This is a genomic window from Nocardia sp. CDC519 (assembly GCF_059509835.1).
The window spans coordinates 4,067,069-4,081,880 of record NZ_CM183377.1; the positions used below are offsets into that span (position 1 = coordinate 4,067,069).

The 14,812-nt window shown below is 69.1% G+C and carries 18 protein-coding genes; 13 read left to right on the plus strand and 5 right to left on the minus strand.

Translation table 11 applies throughout. The features are described 5' to 3' along the window. Nucleotides 1-103: 103 nt before the first annotated feature. Nucleotides 104-1,450, minus strand: coding sequence for a lipase family protein (locus AC5W7N_RS18180; RefSeq protein ID WP_495921916.1), 1,347 nt, complete (start codon nucleotides 1,448-1,450; stop codon nucleotides 104-106). Between the two features lie 188 nt (nucleotides 1,451-1,638). Between AC5W7N_RS18180 and AC5W7N_RS18185 the strand changes: the two genes are divergently transcribed. The 11 genes from AC5W7N_RS18185 (at nucleotide 1,639) to AC5W7N_RS18235 (ending at nucleotide 7,974) form a co-directional block, all read left to right on the plus strand. Beyond that, nucleotides 1,639-2,841: a PucR family transcriptional regulator gene (locus AC5W7N_RS18185; protein WP_495921917.1), complete on the plus strand. Its 1,203-nt coding sequence runs from the start codon at nucleotides 1,639-1,641 to the stop codon at nucleotides 2,839-2,841. Nucleotides 2,842-2,952: 111 nt separating this feature from the next. Further along, on the plus strand, nucleotides 2,953-3,513 hold the full coding sequence (locus tag AC5W7N_RS18190; protein WP_163809688.1) for an RNA polymerase sigma factor: 561 nt from the start codon (nucleotides 2,953-2,955) through the stop codon (nucleotides 3,511-3,513). Next, entirely contained in the window at nucleotides 3,504-4,121 is a 618-nt protein-coding gene (locus tag AC5W7N_RS18195) for an Asp23/Gls24 family envelope stress response protein (protein ID WP_163809691.1), read from the plus strand. Before AC5W7N_RS18190 ends, AC5W7N_RS18195 begins: the two co-directional genes overlap by 10 nt. Beyond that, the gene (locus AC5W7N_RS18200; RefSeq protein ID WP_194990112.1) at nucleotides 4,121-4,492 is read left to right on the plus strand and encodes an Asp23/Gls24 family envelope stress response protein; all 372 of its coding nucleotides are present in this window, start codon (nucleotides 4,121-4,123) and stop codon (nucleotides 4,490-4,492) included. Before AC5W7N_RS18195 ends, AC5W7N_RS18200 begins: the two co-directional genes overlap by 1 nt. Beyond that, nucleotides 4,492-4,821, plus strand: coding sequence for a hypothetical protein (locus tag AC5W7N_RS18205; protein ID WP_195019842.1), 330 nt, complete (start codon nucleotides 4,492-4,494; stop codon nucleotides 4,819-4,821). Before AC5W7N_RS18200 ends, AC5W7N_RS18205 begins: the two co-directional genes overlap by 1 nt. An 84-nt stretch (nucleotides 4,822-4,905) precedes the next feature. After that, nucleotides 4,906-5,391, plus strand: coding sequence for an Asp23/Gls24 family envelope stress response protein (locus tag AC5W7N_RS18210; protein ID WP_163809697.1), 486 nt, complete (start codon nucleotides 4,906-4,908; stop codon nucleotides 5,389-5,391). A 33-nt stretch (nucleotides 5,392-5,424) separates the two neighbouring features. Continuing rightward, nucleotides 5,425-5,613: a hypothetical protein gene (locus AC5W7N_RS18215; RefSeq protein WP_104359847.1), complete on the plus strand. Its 189-nt coding sequence runs from the start codon at nucleotides 5,425-5,427 to the stop codon at nucleotides 5,611-5,613. Next, nucleotides 5,610-5,951, plus strand: coding sequence for an Asp23/Gls24 family envelope stress response protein (locus AC5W7N_RS18220; protein ID WP_163809699.1), 342 nt, complete (start codon nucleotides 5,610-5,612; stop codon nucleotides 5,949-5,951). Before AC5W7N_RS18215 ends, AC5W7N_RS18220 begins: the two co-directional genes overlap by 4 nt. Beyond that, nucleotides 5,948-6,487, plus strand: coding sequence for a DUF6286 domain-containing protein (locus AC5W7N_RS18225; protein WP_163809701.1), 540 nt, complete (start codon nucleotides 5,948-5,950; stop codon nucleotides 6,485-6,487). Before AC5W7N_RS18220 ends, AC5W7N_RS18225 begins: the two co-directional genes overlap by 4 nt. Further along, complete coding sequence (locus AC5W7N_RS18230; protein WP_194990109.1) at nucleotides 6,484-7,059, plus strand: alkaline shock response membrane anchor protein AmaP; 576 nt, start codon at nucleotides 6,484-6,486, stop codon at nucleotides 7,057-7,059. The genes AC5W7N_RS18225 and AC5W7N_RS18230 overlap by 4 nt, the downstream gene beginning before the upstream one ends. A gap of 144 nt (nucleotides 7,060-7,203) precedes the next feature. After that, the gene (locus tag AC5W7N_RS18235) at nucleotides 7,204-7,974 is read left to right on the plus strand and encodes an SIR2 family NAD-dependent protein deacylase (RefSeq protein ID WP_324197337.1); all 771 of its coding nucleotides are present in this window, start codon (nucleotides 7,204-7,206) and stop codon (nucleotides 7,972-7,974) included. A gap of 68 nt (nucleotides 7,975-8,042) precedes the next feature. Here AC5W7N_RS18235 and AC5W7N_RS18240 read toward each other — a convergent pair whose 3' ends face one another. Beyond that, nucleotides 8,043-8,987 (minus strand): AraC family transcriptional regulator, encoded by a 945-nt coding sequence (locus AC5W7N_RS18240; RefSeq protein ID WP_194990108.1) that lies wholly within the window; start codon nucleotides 8,985-8,987, stop codon nucleotides 8,043-8,045. Nucleotides 8,988-9,250: 263 nt separating this feature from the next. On the opposite strand from AC5W7N_RS18240, the gene AC5W7N_RS18245 reads away from it, so the two are divergent. Then, complete coding sequence (locus tag AC5W7N_RS18245) at nucleotides 9,251-9,811, plus strand: hypothetical protein (RefSeq protein ID WP_195019841.1); 561 nt, start codon at nucleotides 9,251-9,253, stop codon at nucleotides 9,809-9,811. Here AC5W7N_RS18245 and AC5W7N_RS18250 read toward each other — a convergent pair. Next, nucleotides 9,778-11,076, minus strand: a complete 1,299-nt coding sequence (locus tag AC5W7N_RS18250; protein ID WP_195019840.1) for a D-arabinono-1,4-lactone oxidase — start codon at nucleotides 11,074-11,076, stop codon at nucleotides 9,778-9,780. The genes AC5W7N_RS18245 and AC5W7N_RS18250 overlap by 34 nt on opposite strands. A 66-nt stretch (nucleotides 11,077-11,142) precedes the next feature. After that, a complete protein-coding gene (locus AC5W7N_RS18255; RefSeq protein WP_280213744.1) occupies nucleotides 11,143-11,817 on the minus strand; it encodes a TetR/AcrR family transcriptional regulator in 675 nt (224 codons plus the stop codon). Nucleotides 11,818-11,928: 111 nt separating this feature from the next. On the opposite strand from AC5W7N_RS18255, the gene AC5W7N_RS18260 reads away from it, so the two are divergent. After that, complete coding sequence (locus AC5W7N_RS18260) at nucleotides 11,929-13,428, plus strand: MFS transporter (protein WP_416381967.1); 1,500 nt, start codon at nucleotides 11,929-11,931, stop codon at nucleotides 13,426-13,428. A gap of 180 nt (nucleotides 13,429-13,608) precedes the next feature. Here AC5W7N_RS18260 and AC5W7N_RS18265 read toward each other — a convergent pair whose 3' ends face one another. Next, nucleotides 13,609-14,781 (minus strand): lipase family protein, encoded by a 1,173-nt coding sequence (locus AC5W7N_RS18265; RefSeq protein ID WP_195019839.1) that lies wholly within the window; start codon nucleotides 14,779-14,781, stop codon nucleotides 13,609-13,611. Between the last annotated feature and the right edge of the window lie 31 nt (nucleotides 14,782-14,812).

Here is a 14,812-nt window from a genome sequence, read left to right on the forward strand (position 1 = left end):
GTGGTCTACCGATAACGACCCGGCAACGCCGCCGATGGCACGCAGCAAACAACGAGACAACCGTCACGCTGGTGCGTCCCCCTCGTACCGGGGGGATACGCGATCAGTGCTGGTGAGCGATCGGACGAGCGGTGAGCATCCGCACGATCTGGCCGGCGAATCGGCACAGGTCCCGGGCCGACCTGCGGTTCCCGGCAACCGACCAGACGTCCGTGGTGACGGGCGCGGAACGGGGGAGCCCGGCGAAGCGGTCGGCGAGCCAATCCGCCATCGTCGGCGCGCCCAGGAATTCCAGCGGTAGATGCAGGGCGAGGCGGTCGCGCAGATAGTGCACCTCGGCGCCGGCCGCGCGATAACGGGTGACGAGCGCGTCCACGTCGGCGACGGCGATGACTTCGTCCGGGATGGCTTGCAGGATCAGCATCGGTATCTCCGGTGCGGTGGCGCCGGGCCGGATGTCGTCGAAAATCGTGCGCAGCTGCGGCAGTTGGACCAGTTCGGCGATACCGCCATGGCTGTTCCGGTCGATGCTCCGGCCGGCGAATCGCGCCAATAGCGCGAAGGTCGTGCGTGATTCGGCCTCCACGAGCAGCCGCAGATAGCGCGGGTACAGCCGGTCGGCCAGCATCGGCGCCAGTTCGGGGTAGGAGCGCCGCAATCCCGCGGTGTAGACCGCGGCGAACCCGGCGTACGCGGTGGCGTTCAGTCGGACGAACGCCGCTGCCGGATCGCCGACGGGTGAACCGGCGACCGCGCCGACGAGGTCGATCTCGGGCGCATAACCGGCGGCCACCTCCGCCGCCCACGCGGTGGCCAGCCCGCCGCCGGAATAGCCCCACAGCCCGACCGGCGTGTCCTCGGACAGGCCAAGTGGCGCGAACGACAGCGCGGCGCGGATCCCGTCCAGCGTGCGATATCCGGGTTCCCGGCCTGCGCCGAAGTGACCACGCATCCCCTCGTGATCCGGGACGGAGACGGCCCACCCGCGTGCGAGGGCGTGCGCGATGAGCGGGTACTCGAGCTGCGGAATCGCCCCGATCACCCGGGCGCCGTGCCGCAGCGCGTAGGACGGAAAGCAACTGGAGGCCACGGCGTCGATCGCGCATTGGAACGACACCAGCGGTCGCGGGCGCGCGGGATCCGCGCCGTGCGGCAGCAGCACGGTGGTCAACGCGGCCTCGGCCGCGCCGTGCCGATCCGAGGTACGGAACAGCAGCTGCCAGGCCTGCACGCGCTGCGGAATCCGGCCGAACCAGGCCACGCGCACGATGCGGGAGCGGATGACGGTTCCCGGTTCGGCGGAGGAGATATCCGGCGGCGGTACGCAGAACGGATCGTGTTCGACGCGCAGCGGTGGACCCGAGTGCGGAAAGGGATCCGCCGAACCAGCGTGTCCGCGGGCCCGGCGGTGCCCCTCACCCCCGGCGGGTAACGCCGCCTCGGTACTCATCGTGGCGATCCTTCCGAGGCGTGTGCGTCGACGAGGCAAATCTAGGTGCGCATCGCCGGTGCCGTCACTACGCCGCAACCACCAACTCGCGCCACCGGACTAGTGTTCGGAGACAACTTCTCGGCTCCCGGTCCTCGCCGTGGCCGCAGGAATTGCCGATGGGGTAGGTGTAGGAGACAATCCGGCGCATGGTCGCCGCTCTACCACCGCTGGCCGCGAACGCCCCGATTCTTGACCGCATCGGCCGCGGATTGCCCGGGATCGCCGACCGCATGCTCGCGGCGGGGCTCGGCTCGACACCGCCCATCGCGGATCTGCCCGACGACCATTTCCGTGAGGTGGTTCCGGCCATTCTCGCCTGCGGCCGGGGGTTCCTTCGCGCTCTGCGGGAACGGCGGGAGTTCAGTGATGCGGAGCTCGCCTCCTACGTCGCACCGGTCGTGCGCCGACATGCCGAGGAACGAATCCCGTTGCGCCTGCTGATCGATGCGGTGCACGGTTCGGCTCAGCAGCTGCTCCGGGATTCGGCGCGTTCGGCGGCACCGGAGGAAATGGACGATCTCGTGGCGTTCGGCGCCCATCTGCTGGATCTGCTGCGCCGCATCAATCTCGTGGTGTACGAGGGGTATTCGGAAGTGGAGCAGTCGGTGTTCCAGCCGGACCGCGAGGCCCGTCGCGCGCTGTGTTCGGCTCTGCTGCACGGCCTTCCGGTCGCGGAGCCGGCCGCTCGCGCCGATATCGCGGTGGAGGAGCACTACCGCGTGCTCGCGCTGCGGGTACCGTCCGAGCACCATTCGCCGCCGCCGGTGGCGACACTGCTGGCCCAGCGCCGAGCCCGGGTCCTGCAATCGATCCTCGACGAGGTCGCCGGCCGTGCCGCCTTGCACACCTTCGACGGAACTGCGGGCGTCGTGCTGCTGCCCGGTGGGCCGGACGCGCGCGTCGAGCAGGTCACGGCTCTGATGGCACAGCGATTCGAGACCGCGGTCTACGCGGCGGACGGCGGCGACGTCGCGCGGGCGCAGCTGCCCGCCGCTGCCGGTGAGGCCACCGACCTCGCCGAGCTCGCGCATGCCCTCGGCCGCCCGGCCGGGACCTATCGCCTCGATGATCTGCTGCTGGAGTACCAACTGACCCGTCCGGGCCGGGCCCGCGACCGTCTGGCCGAACGCATCGAGCCGCTGTCGACCCGACCCCATCTGCTGGCCGCCCTCGACGCCTACCTGCGCCACGGCACCGACCGCAAAACTGCCGCCGCCGAGGTGCACGTCCATCCCAACACCTTCAGCTATCGGTTGCGCCGCGTCGCCGAACTCACTGGCCTCGACCCCGCCGATCCCGCCGACACCCGGTTGCTCGCCGCGGCGCTCACCGTCGTCCGGGCCGGCTGACGCGCTGCCGGATCCCGCACTTCCCCAACTGTGACCACGATCACGGGATAATCGGCCGTGACGATTGCCCATTCCCGGGTGTCCAACACAGGAGCGGCGGAGGAGGTGGGTGTGACCGCGACCGAGACGACGACCGCGCCGGACGATGTGACCCTGGTCAGCAGATCCAAAGACGGCGATGTCCGGGCCTACGAGCAGCTGGTGCTGCGCCATCAGGGGCAGATGTTCCGGCTCGCGTCGAAGATGCTGGCCGACCGCGCCGAAGCCGAGGACGTGGTGCAGGAGGTCTTCCTCGCGGCGTGGCGGCGATTGGCTCAGCTCAACGACGACGCGGCCTTCGTCGGCTGGCTGTATCGGATGACGACCAACCGCTGCCTCAACGTCATCCGGGCCAGGCGCCCGCACGTCGAAGCGGATCTGGATCTGACCGAATCGCCGCGTTCGGATATCCAGCCCGAACACGCCACCCAGGTGAACACCCAGCTCGAGGCGTTGAATGTGGCGCTACAGGATTTGACGCCCGAACAACGGGCCTGCTGGCTGCTGCGCGAAGTGCACGGCCTGTCGTATGAGGAGATCGGAGACATCGTCGGCGCGAACACGACCGCGGTCCGCGGGCGCATCGCCCGTGCCCGAGCCCAACTGTCCGAGGTGATGAAGCCATGGCGGTGAACGAGACCACCGAGCAGGACTATGTCCTGCCGTGCGGGCGTGAACTGGAACAGGTGTGGGACCGGCTCGACGCGATCGAGGCGGGCCGCGCCGACGCCCATGAGCTGAACTGCCCGCATTGCGCGGCCGCCAGGGACAGTCTGCTGGCCTTGCGCGCCGCGACCAGGCAGATGATCGAGGAGCCCGAAGCGCCGCCACCGGATCTGGTGGGGCGGATCATGTCGGCGGTGCGCGCCGAGGTGCGTCGTGGTCGCACCCTCGACCTGCCGACGCCAGAGCCCGGCGCGGTGGAGGTGAGCGAGCAGGCCGTCAGCACGGTGCTGCGGTATGCCGCCGATTCGGTGCCAGGGGTGCGCGCGCGGCGCTGCCGGGTGCGCCCGGCCGGGATCGGCGACGGCGGCGAGTATCTGGTGGATGTCGAGCTGGCGGTCGCGGTCCGCTTCGGTCCGACGCCGGTCTCCGAGCTGATGCCGATCGTGCGTGAACGCATCACCGCGGCGCTGCCCGCACGCATCGGCCTGACCCTGCACCGGCTGGACCTGACGATCGCCGACGTCTACCAGGACCCATCGGTGGATTCCGCGGCGGAACCCGGAGGTGAACAGTAGTGGCGGGTGCGGTGGCGGTACAGATCGAGCCGCCCGTGCTGGCGGCGGTCGCCGCGCATGCCGCCCTGTCCACCTCCGGGGTGGTGCGGTTGGAGCCGGGCGTGCGTGGTCTGGTGACGACGCTGGTGCGGGCGGGCAGGCAACGCTGGCTCGGTACCGATCCGGCGCCCGCGGAGGGCGTGCGCGTGCGGCGCACGGAGCTGGGTCGGCTGATCGTGCAGGTAGACCTGGTGATCGCCGGGGATCGGCACGCGGGTGAAGTCGGGCGTGCGGTCCAGCGGACGGTCGCTCAGCGAGTGCGTGAGCAGACCGGGCAGGACGTTGACGAGGTCGTGGTGTCGATCCTCGATATCGAACCGGAGCAGCGGTGATGGCAGCAGAGGACGTCATCGACAAGATCATCGGGGCGGTCGAGGGCATCAGCGGGCTGCGCCCTGCGACGCCGATCGTGCGGGAGAACGCGACCTGGTGGCCGTGGGATGCGCGCAAGTACGCCGTCGACCTCACCGAGCGTGCGGTGGTGGTGCGTGTCGTCGCCGCGACGTTGCCCCTGCCACCGCTGCTCGATCTGGCCGGGAAGGCGATTGGGCTGGTCCTGGCGGGTACTCCATGGGAGCGGGCCACGCTGCGACTGGTGGTCACCGAACTCGACGCGGCCGCTTTCACCGAGGAAGGACATGTGGGTCAGGTCACACCATGAGCCCGTGACGACTGCCCCGCCCGGGTGTCGAACACAGTGCGGGACCGAATCCGCTGCATCCCAAAGGAATCAGGAGGAACACCGATGACCGCCACCACCGACAAGACCACCACCAACAGCACCGCGGGCGAGCCCGCCGGCACCGAAAAGGCGCCCGCCAAAAAGGATCACGCCCTGGTGACCGATCTCGGCAGCACCACCATCTCCGACATCGTGGTGCAGAAGGTCGCCGGACTGGCCGCCCGCGAGGTGCGCGGGGTGCACAACCTCGGCGGCAGCGCCGCCCGCGCTTTCGGCACCATCCGCGATCGCATCCCCGGCGCCTCCGCCAGTATCGGGCAGGGTGTGTCGGTCGAGGTCGGCGAGACCCAAGCCGCCGTCGACCTGGAGATCGTCGTCGAATACGGCGTCTCCATCGCCGAAGTGGCCCGCGCGGTACGCCGCAATGTGATCACCGCGATCGAGCAGATGACCGGCCTGCAGGTGGTCGAGGTCAACATCAACGTCAACGACGTCTACATCCCCGGCGATGACGACGATGCCGACGCCCCGCCCGCGCGCGTGCAGTAACCGGCGACCGGACCCAGCGAAGAGGAGTCGATTGTGAACGCCACGACGATAGGCCTGGCAATAGGGATCGCGCTCGGGTTCGCCGCAGCCTTCGGCGGTTTCGGCGCATTCCTGACCGTGCTGGTATTCGCCGCGCTCGGTCTGGTGGTCGGCCGGTGGCTCGACGGCGAGCTCGACCTCGCCGCGCTGGTCCGGTCGGCTCAGGACAAGGGCAGGCGATGACGTCGGCCGCGGTCGGTGCCGACGCGGCCGGAGTCGAGTTGCCCGGCCGGACCACTGTCAGCGAACGGGCGGTGCGCCGGATCGCCGCGCACGCCGCCGGCGAAGTGCCAGGGGTGGATCGCGGCGTCAAGGTCGAGGCCACCGTCTCCGGTGACCGCACCGCGCTGGCGGTGCGGTTGCCGGTGCGCTACCCGCAGCCGGTGGGCCGGGTGACCGAGCAGTGCCGCGCGCATCTGCGTGAGCGCACCGCCGAACTGACGGGGATCACGGTCTCGAAGGTCGACATCGTCGTCTCCGAGCTGACCACCGAAACCGTTGCGGCCGGGAGGGTTCGATGATCCGCAGGCCGCGACGCGCCTGGCCGGCCGTGGTCATCGCGGTGGCGGTGCTCGCGGCGTGCGTCGCGGTGACGGTGTCGCTGGTGCAGCGGCTGACCGGCACCAGGGAGTACGTCTCCTACGATTCGGTGGCCGATGAGCTGCACGGCATCACCTGGAACGAGCTGCCGGTGCTGATCGGCGGGATCGTGGCGCTGCTCATCGGGGTGCTGCTGCTGGTGATCGCATTGCTGCCGGGCCGGGCGAAGGTGTTGCCGTTGACCGGGCACGACGACGGCATGCAGGCCGGCGTCAGCCGCTCGGGGCTGCGCACGATGTTGCGTAGCAGTGCCGGCCGGGTCGATGGCGTGACCTCGGCACGGGTGAAGGTGCGCCGCGACACCGTCACGGTGATCGCGCGCACCGACCGCCACGACAATGCCGGGCTCGCCGACGCGATCTGCGAGACCGTCACCGACCGCGTGCAGCAACTCGGACGCCCGGTGAAGCGGGTGAAAGCGAAACTGCACGGACCCGAAGCCGGAGGACCTCGATGAGCAAGGTGAATCGGCCCGCCGCGGTGAACCGGGTGCTGATCGGGCTGACCGGACTGCTCTGCGCGGCAGCGGGCGGCTACGCGGTGGCCGCCTATTACGGGCAGCTGAACTGGGTCGATCCGGACTCGACGCTTGTGCCCGGCACGGCCGCCCCACCCACCTGGGTGTTCTGGGCGGTGATCGCCGGTGCGGTGGTCCTCGGGTTGCTGTGCCTGCGGTGGCTGCTCGCGCAGATCTTCCGGATGCCGAAATCGCAGACCTGGCGTTTCGACGCCGACGGCTCGGCCGGAAAGACGGTGATGGCCTCCTCGACGGCGGCGGCTCCGGTGGCCGACGATATCGAAGCCTTCGACGATGTGCGTTCGGCCTCGGCCTGGCTGACCGGCACCCGGTGGGCGCCGGAACTGCATCTCACCGTCACCGCGGAACCGCACGCGGATGTCGGGCAGTTGCGCCGCCGCGTTCTCGACGAGGCCGTGCCTCGGCTGCGCCAGGCGCTCGAGCTCGAATCCATCCCGGTGAGCTTGGAGCTGGGCTTCGCCGATGCGGGGAAGAAGCCGCAGCTGCGCTGATGCGCTCATCAGTCGCGCTGATCGGCGCGAGCGCGCCATCGGGCACGACGCGCGGCAGCGGCACCGGGCGACAGGGGACATGGCTCGGGTGCGGCGGGGCCGAGCGTCCGCCGCACGCTGTGCCCGATAGCCTGACGATATGCAGTGTTCGCCGACGACACCGAACCCGTGGTGAGCGCGGACTGGTACACCCGTCCGGGCCGGATCGCGGTGCTCACCGGGGCCGGGATCTCGACCGATTCCGGGATCCCGGATTTCCGTGGGCCCCGCGGGGTGTGGACCGAGGACCCGATCGCGGAACTGCTGTCGACCTACGACAACTATCTCGCCGATCCGGACCTGCGCCGCCGCTGCTGGCTGGCCCGCCGCGACAATCCCGCCTGGCAGGCCAGACCCAATGCCGCCCATACCGCGTTGGTCGAACTCGAACGGGCCCGGCCGCTCACCATCATCACGCAGAACGTCGACCGGTTGCACCAGCGCGCCGGATCCTCACCCAGCCGGGTGATCGAAATCCACGGCAACATGTTCGACGTGGTCTGCGTCGACTGTGACTACACCTCCACGATGGCCGCGACGCTCGAGCGGGTCGCTGCTGGTGAGGACGATCCGCCGTGCCCGCGGTGCGGTGGAATCCTCAAGGCGGGCACGGTGATGTTCGGGCAGGCGATGGAACCGCGCACCATGCTGAAGGCGACGATCACCGCGGAATCGGCCGATCTGTTCGTGGCGATCGGCACCTCGTTGCAGGTGGAGCCCGCCGCATCGCTGTGTGCGCTCGCGGTGGACAACGGCGCCGACCTGGTGATCGTCAATGCCGAGCCGACGCCCTACGACCGCATTGCCACCGAGGTCATCCGCGAGCCCATCGGCGCCGCCGTCCCCGATCTCGTTGCCAGGATCCTGGGTTACTAGCGCCTCGGTCCTGCCGATCGTCCTCGCGTGGAAAGCATTGCCGTCGAGACGGTTCGGATATCGGAACGCTATTCGCGAACGCTGCTCGGCGTCGACCCGAAACGCTGCCGGAAGGCGGTGCTGAAACTGCTCACCGAGCCGAAACCGAGTCCCAGGGCGATATCGGTGACGCTGGTGTGCCGGTAGGCCGGGTTGCGCAGCCGGGCATGTGCGAGCTGTAGCCGCTCTTCCCGGATGAGTTCGCGCGGGGTGGTGCCCGCCTGCTGGAGGGCGAGCTGGACCTGGCGCACCGACCAGCCGAGAGCCCGCGCGATCTGCGCGCTGGACAGCTCCGGATTGCCGGCGTGACGGCGAATGTAGTGCCGCACAGCCGATTCGACCTCGCCGAGGTGGCTGCCCGTGGTCGGTGCCGAGCCGAGGGCGAGCATGCAGATCAGATCGACCAGCCGCTCGGCCACCGCATCGAACTGGGCCGCGGTGAGCGCGCCGACCTCCTCGTACAGTCCGGTCAGCATGGTCGCGGCCACCCGGCCGAGGCCGGTGCTGAGGTCGAGTGGGCGTGCGGGTGGTTCGGCACGGTTGAGCCGGTGCTGGATCTCGCGGCGCGGAATGGTCATGATCAGCCCGTGGGTGCCGCTGCACGCGGTGAACGACAGCGGCCGATTGATGGTGATCAGACTGCTCATCCCGGGCCGCAGCGAGCCGCTGCGTCCCTCGCTGCTCAGGTCGAAGCGCCCGGTGAGTGGCATGACCAGGCGATAGTCGTCATCGGGATCGGCGCGGATGTGGGTGGCCGCGCGGGTGTAGACGATCGGGTCGGATTCCCGGCCGACGATCTGATAGGTGTCGGTGCGGTGGCGCCGGATCCGGCCGTAGAAATCGGTGGCCGAGCCGAACTCGTAGCTCAAGCGCACACCCTGGAAGGAATCGACCAGCTCGGCCCAGTAGTCGACACGTTCGCGAGGGTCCACGTCCGCCGTCGACGCCTCCTCGACTACCGCCTCACCTACCATCACAGACTCCGTTCCGTGCCGTGGGTGGACCGGGCCTCGGCTGTATCGCCCGTGCAGCCGAGGATATGTCGTCGACGTCCGGTTTCGGGCCGAGTCGCGCGGTTCGTTCTGCGCCGGAGCGCAAAGTTCGTGCGTTCGCCGACAACCGCGCGGGGGCCGGCATCACTACATTTTCGTCTGTCCGGCGTCCGAAGGGCGACGAGGGTCGCGCGGTAGGGGTATGGGTGAAGATTCTCAGTAGTCGTTGGCACTGTTTCGAATACATGCCGGTAGACCCCGGGCCCTGCGCCGTCGAGCTGGCACCGGCGTCGGTCGCGGTGGCGCGCACCTTCCACGACTGCCTACTACTGCACATCTATGTCGAGCCGGGCGAGCGCGGACCCTCGGGCGAGGTCGTCCGGGCGATCCAGGCGATGATCGCGCAGAGCGCGGCGGCCTATGTGGTGATCAACGGGTCTCCGGTGCTGCCGAGCGGCGCGGGCCGCGCCGCGATGTCCGGGCCGGATCTGCTCGCACATCTGGCCGACACCCTCGACCTCGTCGAGGAGATCGCCGAACGACTGGAGGAGCGCGGCGAACGCGTGCACCTGATGCCGTTCGGCTGGCGCCTGGAATGCGGGCGAGCGTGCGCGTTCGCCGGGCCCTGCGATGTCGTCCGGGTCGGTGAGCCCACACAGCTACGCCGGCGAAGGCCCGGCCCATCCGCGATGCCCGCCACCTTCACCACCTTCGGCGCCACCCGGGCCAAGCCGTCCGGGTGGGCGACGATGCACCTGATACCGCCGCGACGTCAGCCGATCGGTCCGAGCACGCGGTCGAGATAGGCGTTGGCGAACACGCCCTTCGGGTCGAAGCGGCGGCGCACCTCGGCGAACCGATCCCACTCCGGGTACCTGCCACGCAGCGTCTGCGCGGTCTGGAAATGGCGTTTGCCCCAGTGCGGGCGGCCGTCGAAGCGGTCGAAGACCGCCTCGCAGGCCCGGAAGTACGGCTCGAAATCCATGCCCTGGTACATGTGCACGGCGATATAGCAGGTGTCGCGGCCGCCCGCGGGGGAGAGGAACGCGTCGTCGGGAGCCACCCAGCGCACCTCGATCGGCATCGGGGTGTCGTAGCGGGTGGACAGCTCCTTGATCGCGCGGATGGCCTCGGCCGAATGTTCGCGCGGGATGGCGTATTCCATCTCGGTGAAGCGGATCAGGCGCGGCGAGGCGAACACCCGATAGGACCGGTCCACCTGGCGGCGGTAGCTGCCCGCATAGGCCGCGCCCCGGTGGATCCACGGCACCAGCCGCGGCTGCCTTCGGCCGAGTCGGCACAGCGCGTCGAAGGTGTAGTTGGACATCAGAATATCGGCGAACCAGTCCACCAGCGCCGGACGCGGCTGCTCGGTGAGATCGACCCGATTGTTGCGCTTGGTCATGGCGATCGGGCTGTGCGCGAACATGTAGAACTCGAAATGGTCGTTGCCCTCGACATAGGTATCGAGGTCGTCGAGCACTTCCTCGACCGGCACCGGCCGCTCGATACCTTCCAGCACGAATGAGGGCACCAGCCGCAACGTCATCGCGGTGATCACGCCGAGTGCGCCGAGATTCACCCGGGCCGCCCGCCAGCCGTCCGGATCGGATTGTTCGTTCAGCTCGACGACACTGCCGTCCGGGCGCATCAACTCCACCGAATGCACTGCGGCCGAAAGGTTTTGCAGGGTGGCACCGGTGCCGTGGGTCGCGGTGGCGGTGGCTCCGGCGATGGTCTGGGCATCGATATCGCCGAGGTTGGGGAAGGCCAGCCCGTGGTTGTGCAGCGCCGGGCTCGCGGCGTGCAGGGTGATACCGGCCTCGACCCTGGCCAGGCCGTTGTCGCGGTCGACGTCGAGCACCCGGTTCATCCGCGACAGATCCAGCAGCAGCCCGTCGGTCAGGCAGATGTCGGTGAACGAATGCCCCGAGCCCGCGACGCGCACCTGCTGCCCCGCGTCCGCCGCCCGGCCCACTAGGTCCGCCAGCTCGTTGCGATTGCGCGGAGCCGCGACGGACGCCGGCGCGCACTTCTGATCGCCGGCCCAGTTCATCCACGAATTGGTCACATGTCCAACTGTAAGGGATGGATTGTGACCTGCGCTACCCGCGGTGCGATCGCTAGCGTGCTGGGATCAGCGGCGGCGGCCGGTGCACAGTGCGGCCTTGGCCTGCTCGACCTCGTTGTCGTCGAGCGGCGGAATCGACAACGGCCGTCGCGGCACGAGTTCGGTGCGCACGCCGTTGAGGGCGAGTGCCATGTAGCGCCGCCACACCTGGTCGTTGACCGGTCGGGCGAACTCCGCCAGTCCGTCGACCATGTGGACCATCGCGAAGAAATCCGACGCCACGACATCGGGTTGCAGCGCGCCTGCCTCCCTGGCGCGATCGACGATCCTGGCCACGACCGGCTTGATCCGATCGCGGACGCAGCTGAACTGCTCGAGATCGTCTTCGAATTCCAGCATGACCTCGCTGAACCCGCGATTGGTCGCCATATGCCTGCACGCGTACTCGAAGAAATCGACCAGGCCCTGCCACGGGTCCGGGTGGCGGACGCATTCCTCTGCGGTTTCGGCGAATTCGTCGAGGTGCTGCTGGAAGACCTCGGAGATGAGCTCCTTCTTGTTCGCGAACCGGCGGTAGACCGTGCCCACGCCGACCCCCGCGCGCTCGGCGACGTCATCGAGGGTGATCTCGAGTCCGTGGTCGGCGAACAGCTGGCGCGCGGCCTCGACGATGCGCTGCTGATTGCGTGCGGCATCGGCGCGCAAACGCCGGGTCGGAGGCATGGTCGTGGCGGGATTCACACCCTCATGCTATCAGCGGCGGGATTAAGTGGAGACAGCTCCTCCGTTACTGTGGTAGCGTTCCAGATAACCGGAGGAACCACCTCCGTTTATTTTTCAACGAGGGGCGACGTGACCACCACCATCGAACGCGGGCCGGACCCGCAGCAAAAACCGACGTCAGGCAGGCGTGGCTCGCACGCACTGCGCTGGTGGGTGCTCGCCGTCCTCGGCGTCGCCCAGCTCATGGTCGTGCTCGACGCGACCGTGGTGAACATCGCGCTTCCCGAGGCGCAGCGAGATCTCGGCTTCGGCGACGCCGACCGACAATGGGTCATCACCGGCTACGCGCTGGCCTTCGGTAGCTTGCTGCTACTGGGTGGCCGGCTCAGCGACCTGTTCGGCAGGCGCAACACCTTCATCGTCGGCCTGGTCGGCTTCTCGGTGGCCTCCGCGATCGGCGGCGCGGCCACCAACTTCGAGATGCTGGTCGGCGCCCGCATCGGCCAGGGTGTGTTCGGCGCGCTGCTGGCGCCCGCGGCGCTGTCGCTGCTGACGGTCACCTTCACCGAACCGTCCGAACGGGCCAAGGCCTTCGGCATCTTCGGGGCGGTCGCCGGTACCGGCGGCGCCATCGGCCTGCTGCTCGGCGGCGTGCTCACCGAGTGGGCCTCGTGGCGCTGGGTGATGTTCGTGAACTTGGCCTTCGCCGCCGTCGCGCTGGTCGGCGCGGTGCTGCTGCTGGCCAAGCACACCGTCACCGAACGGCCGAAGCTCGATATCCCGGGCACCGTCGTGGTCACCGCCGCGTTGTTCGGCATCGTCTACGGCTTCTCGCACGCCGAGACCGACGGCTGGACCAACCCGGTCACCCTGGCCTTCCTGTTCGGCGGCGCGGCGCTGCTTGCGGTGTTCGTCTGGCTGGAAACCCGGGTCGCCAACCCGCTGCTGCCGCTGCGCGTCGTGCTCGATCGCACCAGGGGTGGATCGTTCCTCACCGTGTTCGTCATGGGCATCGGGATGTTCGCGATCTTCCTGTTCCTGACCTACTACATGCAGCTCACCCTCGGGTACTCGCCGATCACCACCGGTGTGGCGTTCCTGCCGATGGTGGCCGCGATGATCGTGTCCTCGACCACCACACCGTCGCTGCTGCTGCCGAAGCTGGGGCCGAAGGTCGTGGTCAGCGCCGGATTCCTGATCGCCGCGGCCGGTATGGCGTGGCTCACCCGGATCGGCCTGGACACCGGCTACACCACCCACATCCTGCCCGGCCTGATCCTGATGGGTCTCGGTCTCGGTGGCGCGATGGCGACGGCGTTCCAAGGCGCCACGGCCGGGGTGCACCACGAAGATGCGGGCGTCGCCTCGGCGACGATCAACACCAGCCAGCAGGTGGGCGGCTCGATCGGCACCGCGCTGCTGAGCACCATCGCGGCCTCGGCGGCCAGTGACTACCTGGCCGGCCGGACCCCGGACCAGCTCACCATCGCGCAATCGGCGATCGAGAGCTACACCACCAGCTTCTGGTGGGCCACCGCGATCTTCGTGATCGGCGCCGTGGTGACGGGCGTGCTGCTGCCCAACACCGCGCCCGCGCCGGCCGAAGGGGAGTTGGTGCTCGCGCACTGATCGTTCGCTCGAAAGTACTGCCGCTCGTAGGGCTTCCGGCTCGGCGGGCGGCAGTGCTGTATCGGTCGCTCGCCGACGAGAGTCGTCGCTCGTGTTGCGTCGTGCCGGATATTCGCGGTGCGAGCGGTGGCGCTCGGCGGTGTGGTTCGATAATCGGCGGGGCGGCGGTAGCGGGGGAGCTCAGCAGTTCTGCGGCGGTGGTGCCCCGGCGAAACGGCCCTCCAGAAAGTCGAGCGCTCGTAACGCGCCCGGCAGGACGGCGCCGGAATGGTCGGCGCCGACGAGCAGATCCAGCTGCACCGGAGTGCCTGCTGCGCAATAGCGTTCGGCCGTCCGCCGCACCGGCGCCACCGAGATCAGGTCGGCCGTGCCGTGCCATAGATACAGCGGAGCGGTGGGAACACCGGTGAAGGTCTCCAGACTGTTGTCCCGCAGAATCGGTGCGGCGGCGGGATCTTCGGTGGGTGGTTCGGTGAAGACGTCATCGGTGGCGAGGCCCGCTGCGGCCCGGATGATCTCGTCCGCGCAGGCGTCGTCGACGCGATCGAGCAACGCCTTCCCGGCAGGATTGAGATACCGATCCAGGGAGACCGCCGGATACTCGCGAGCCAGACCGACCGCCGCCGCGAAACCGAGACCGAACATCGGATTCGGCCGATCGCCGAGATCACCGGCCAGCGCACCCAGATTCATCGGTACCCCGCCCGCCGCCGCGCCGGCGATGGGCAGTTCAGGCGCGTAGTCCGGGGCAAGGGCGGCGGCGAAGCCGGTGGCCATGCCGCCACCGGAGTAGCCGGCCAGCGCCACCGGACTGTCGTCGAGTCCGGTCGAATCGAACTGCCGGACCGCGCGAATCCCGTCCAAGGTGATCCGCCCGCCCAATTGCGCGGCGCCATAGGCACTGTCCGGGCCGAGGTGATCGGGCACCGCGACCGCCCAGCCGCGAGCCAACAGCAGATTCACCGCAGGAGCCTCGCGCAGCGTCCCGGCGAGCAGCGAATGCGAAGGTGCGCAGCGTGGCCCGAGCGAGTTGACGAACGGCTGATACGACACCAGCGGCCGGTCCGGCACCTCGCCCGCGGGCACAAGCACCGTGGTCACCGCGGCAATCGGCTCCCCGCGCGAATCCGTGCTGCGGAAAGCCAACTGCCAGCCGGTGGCACCGGCGAATCCGGCGGCGCTCACCTGCCTACTGCGAATCACCGCCCCCGGCCGATATTCGCCGATATCGGCGGGCGCCGAGTAGAAGGATTCGCCTTCGGTCGCCGGGTGGATGGTCATCGTCACGGCGGGATTGCCGCCCAGTGCCAGCACGGACGCGACGAAGAGCGCGAGGGTCAGACGGCGGATCATCAGACTCGCCCGACGCGCCGGAGAATGCCGT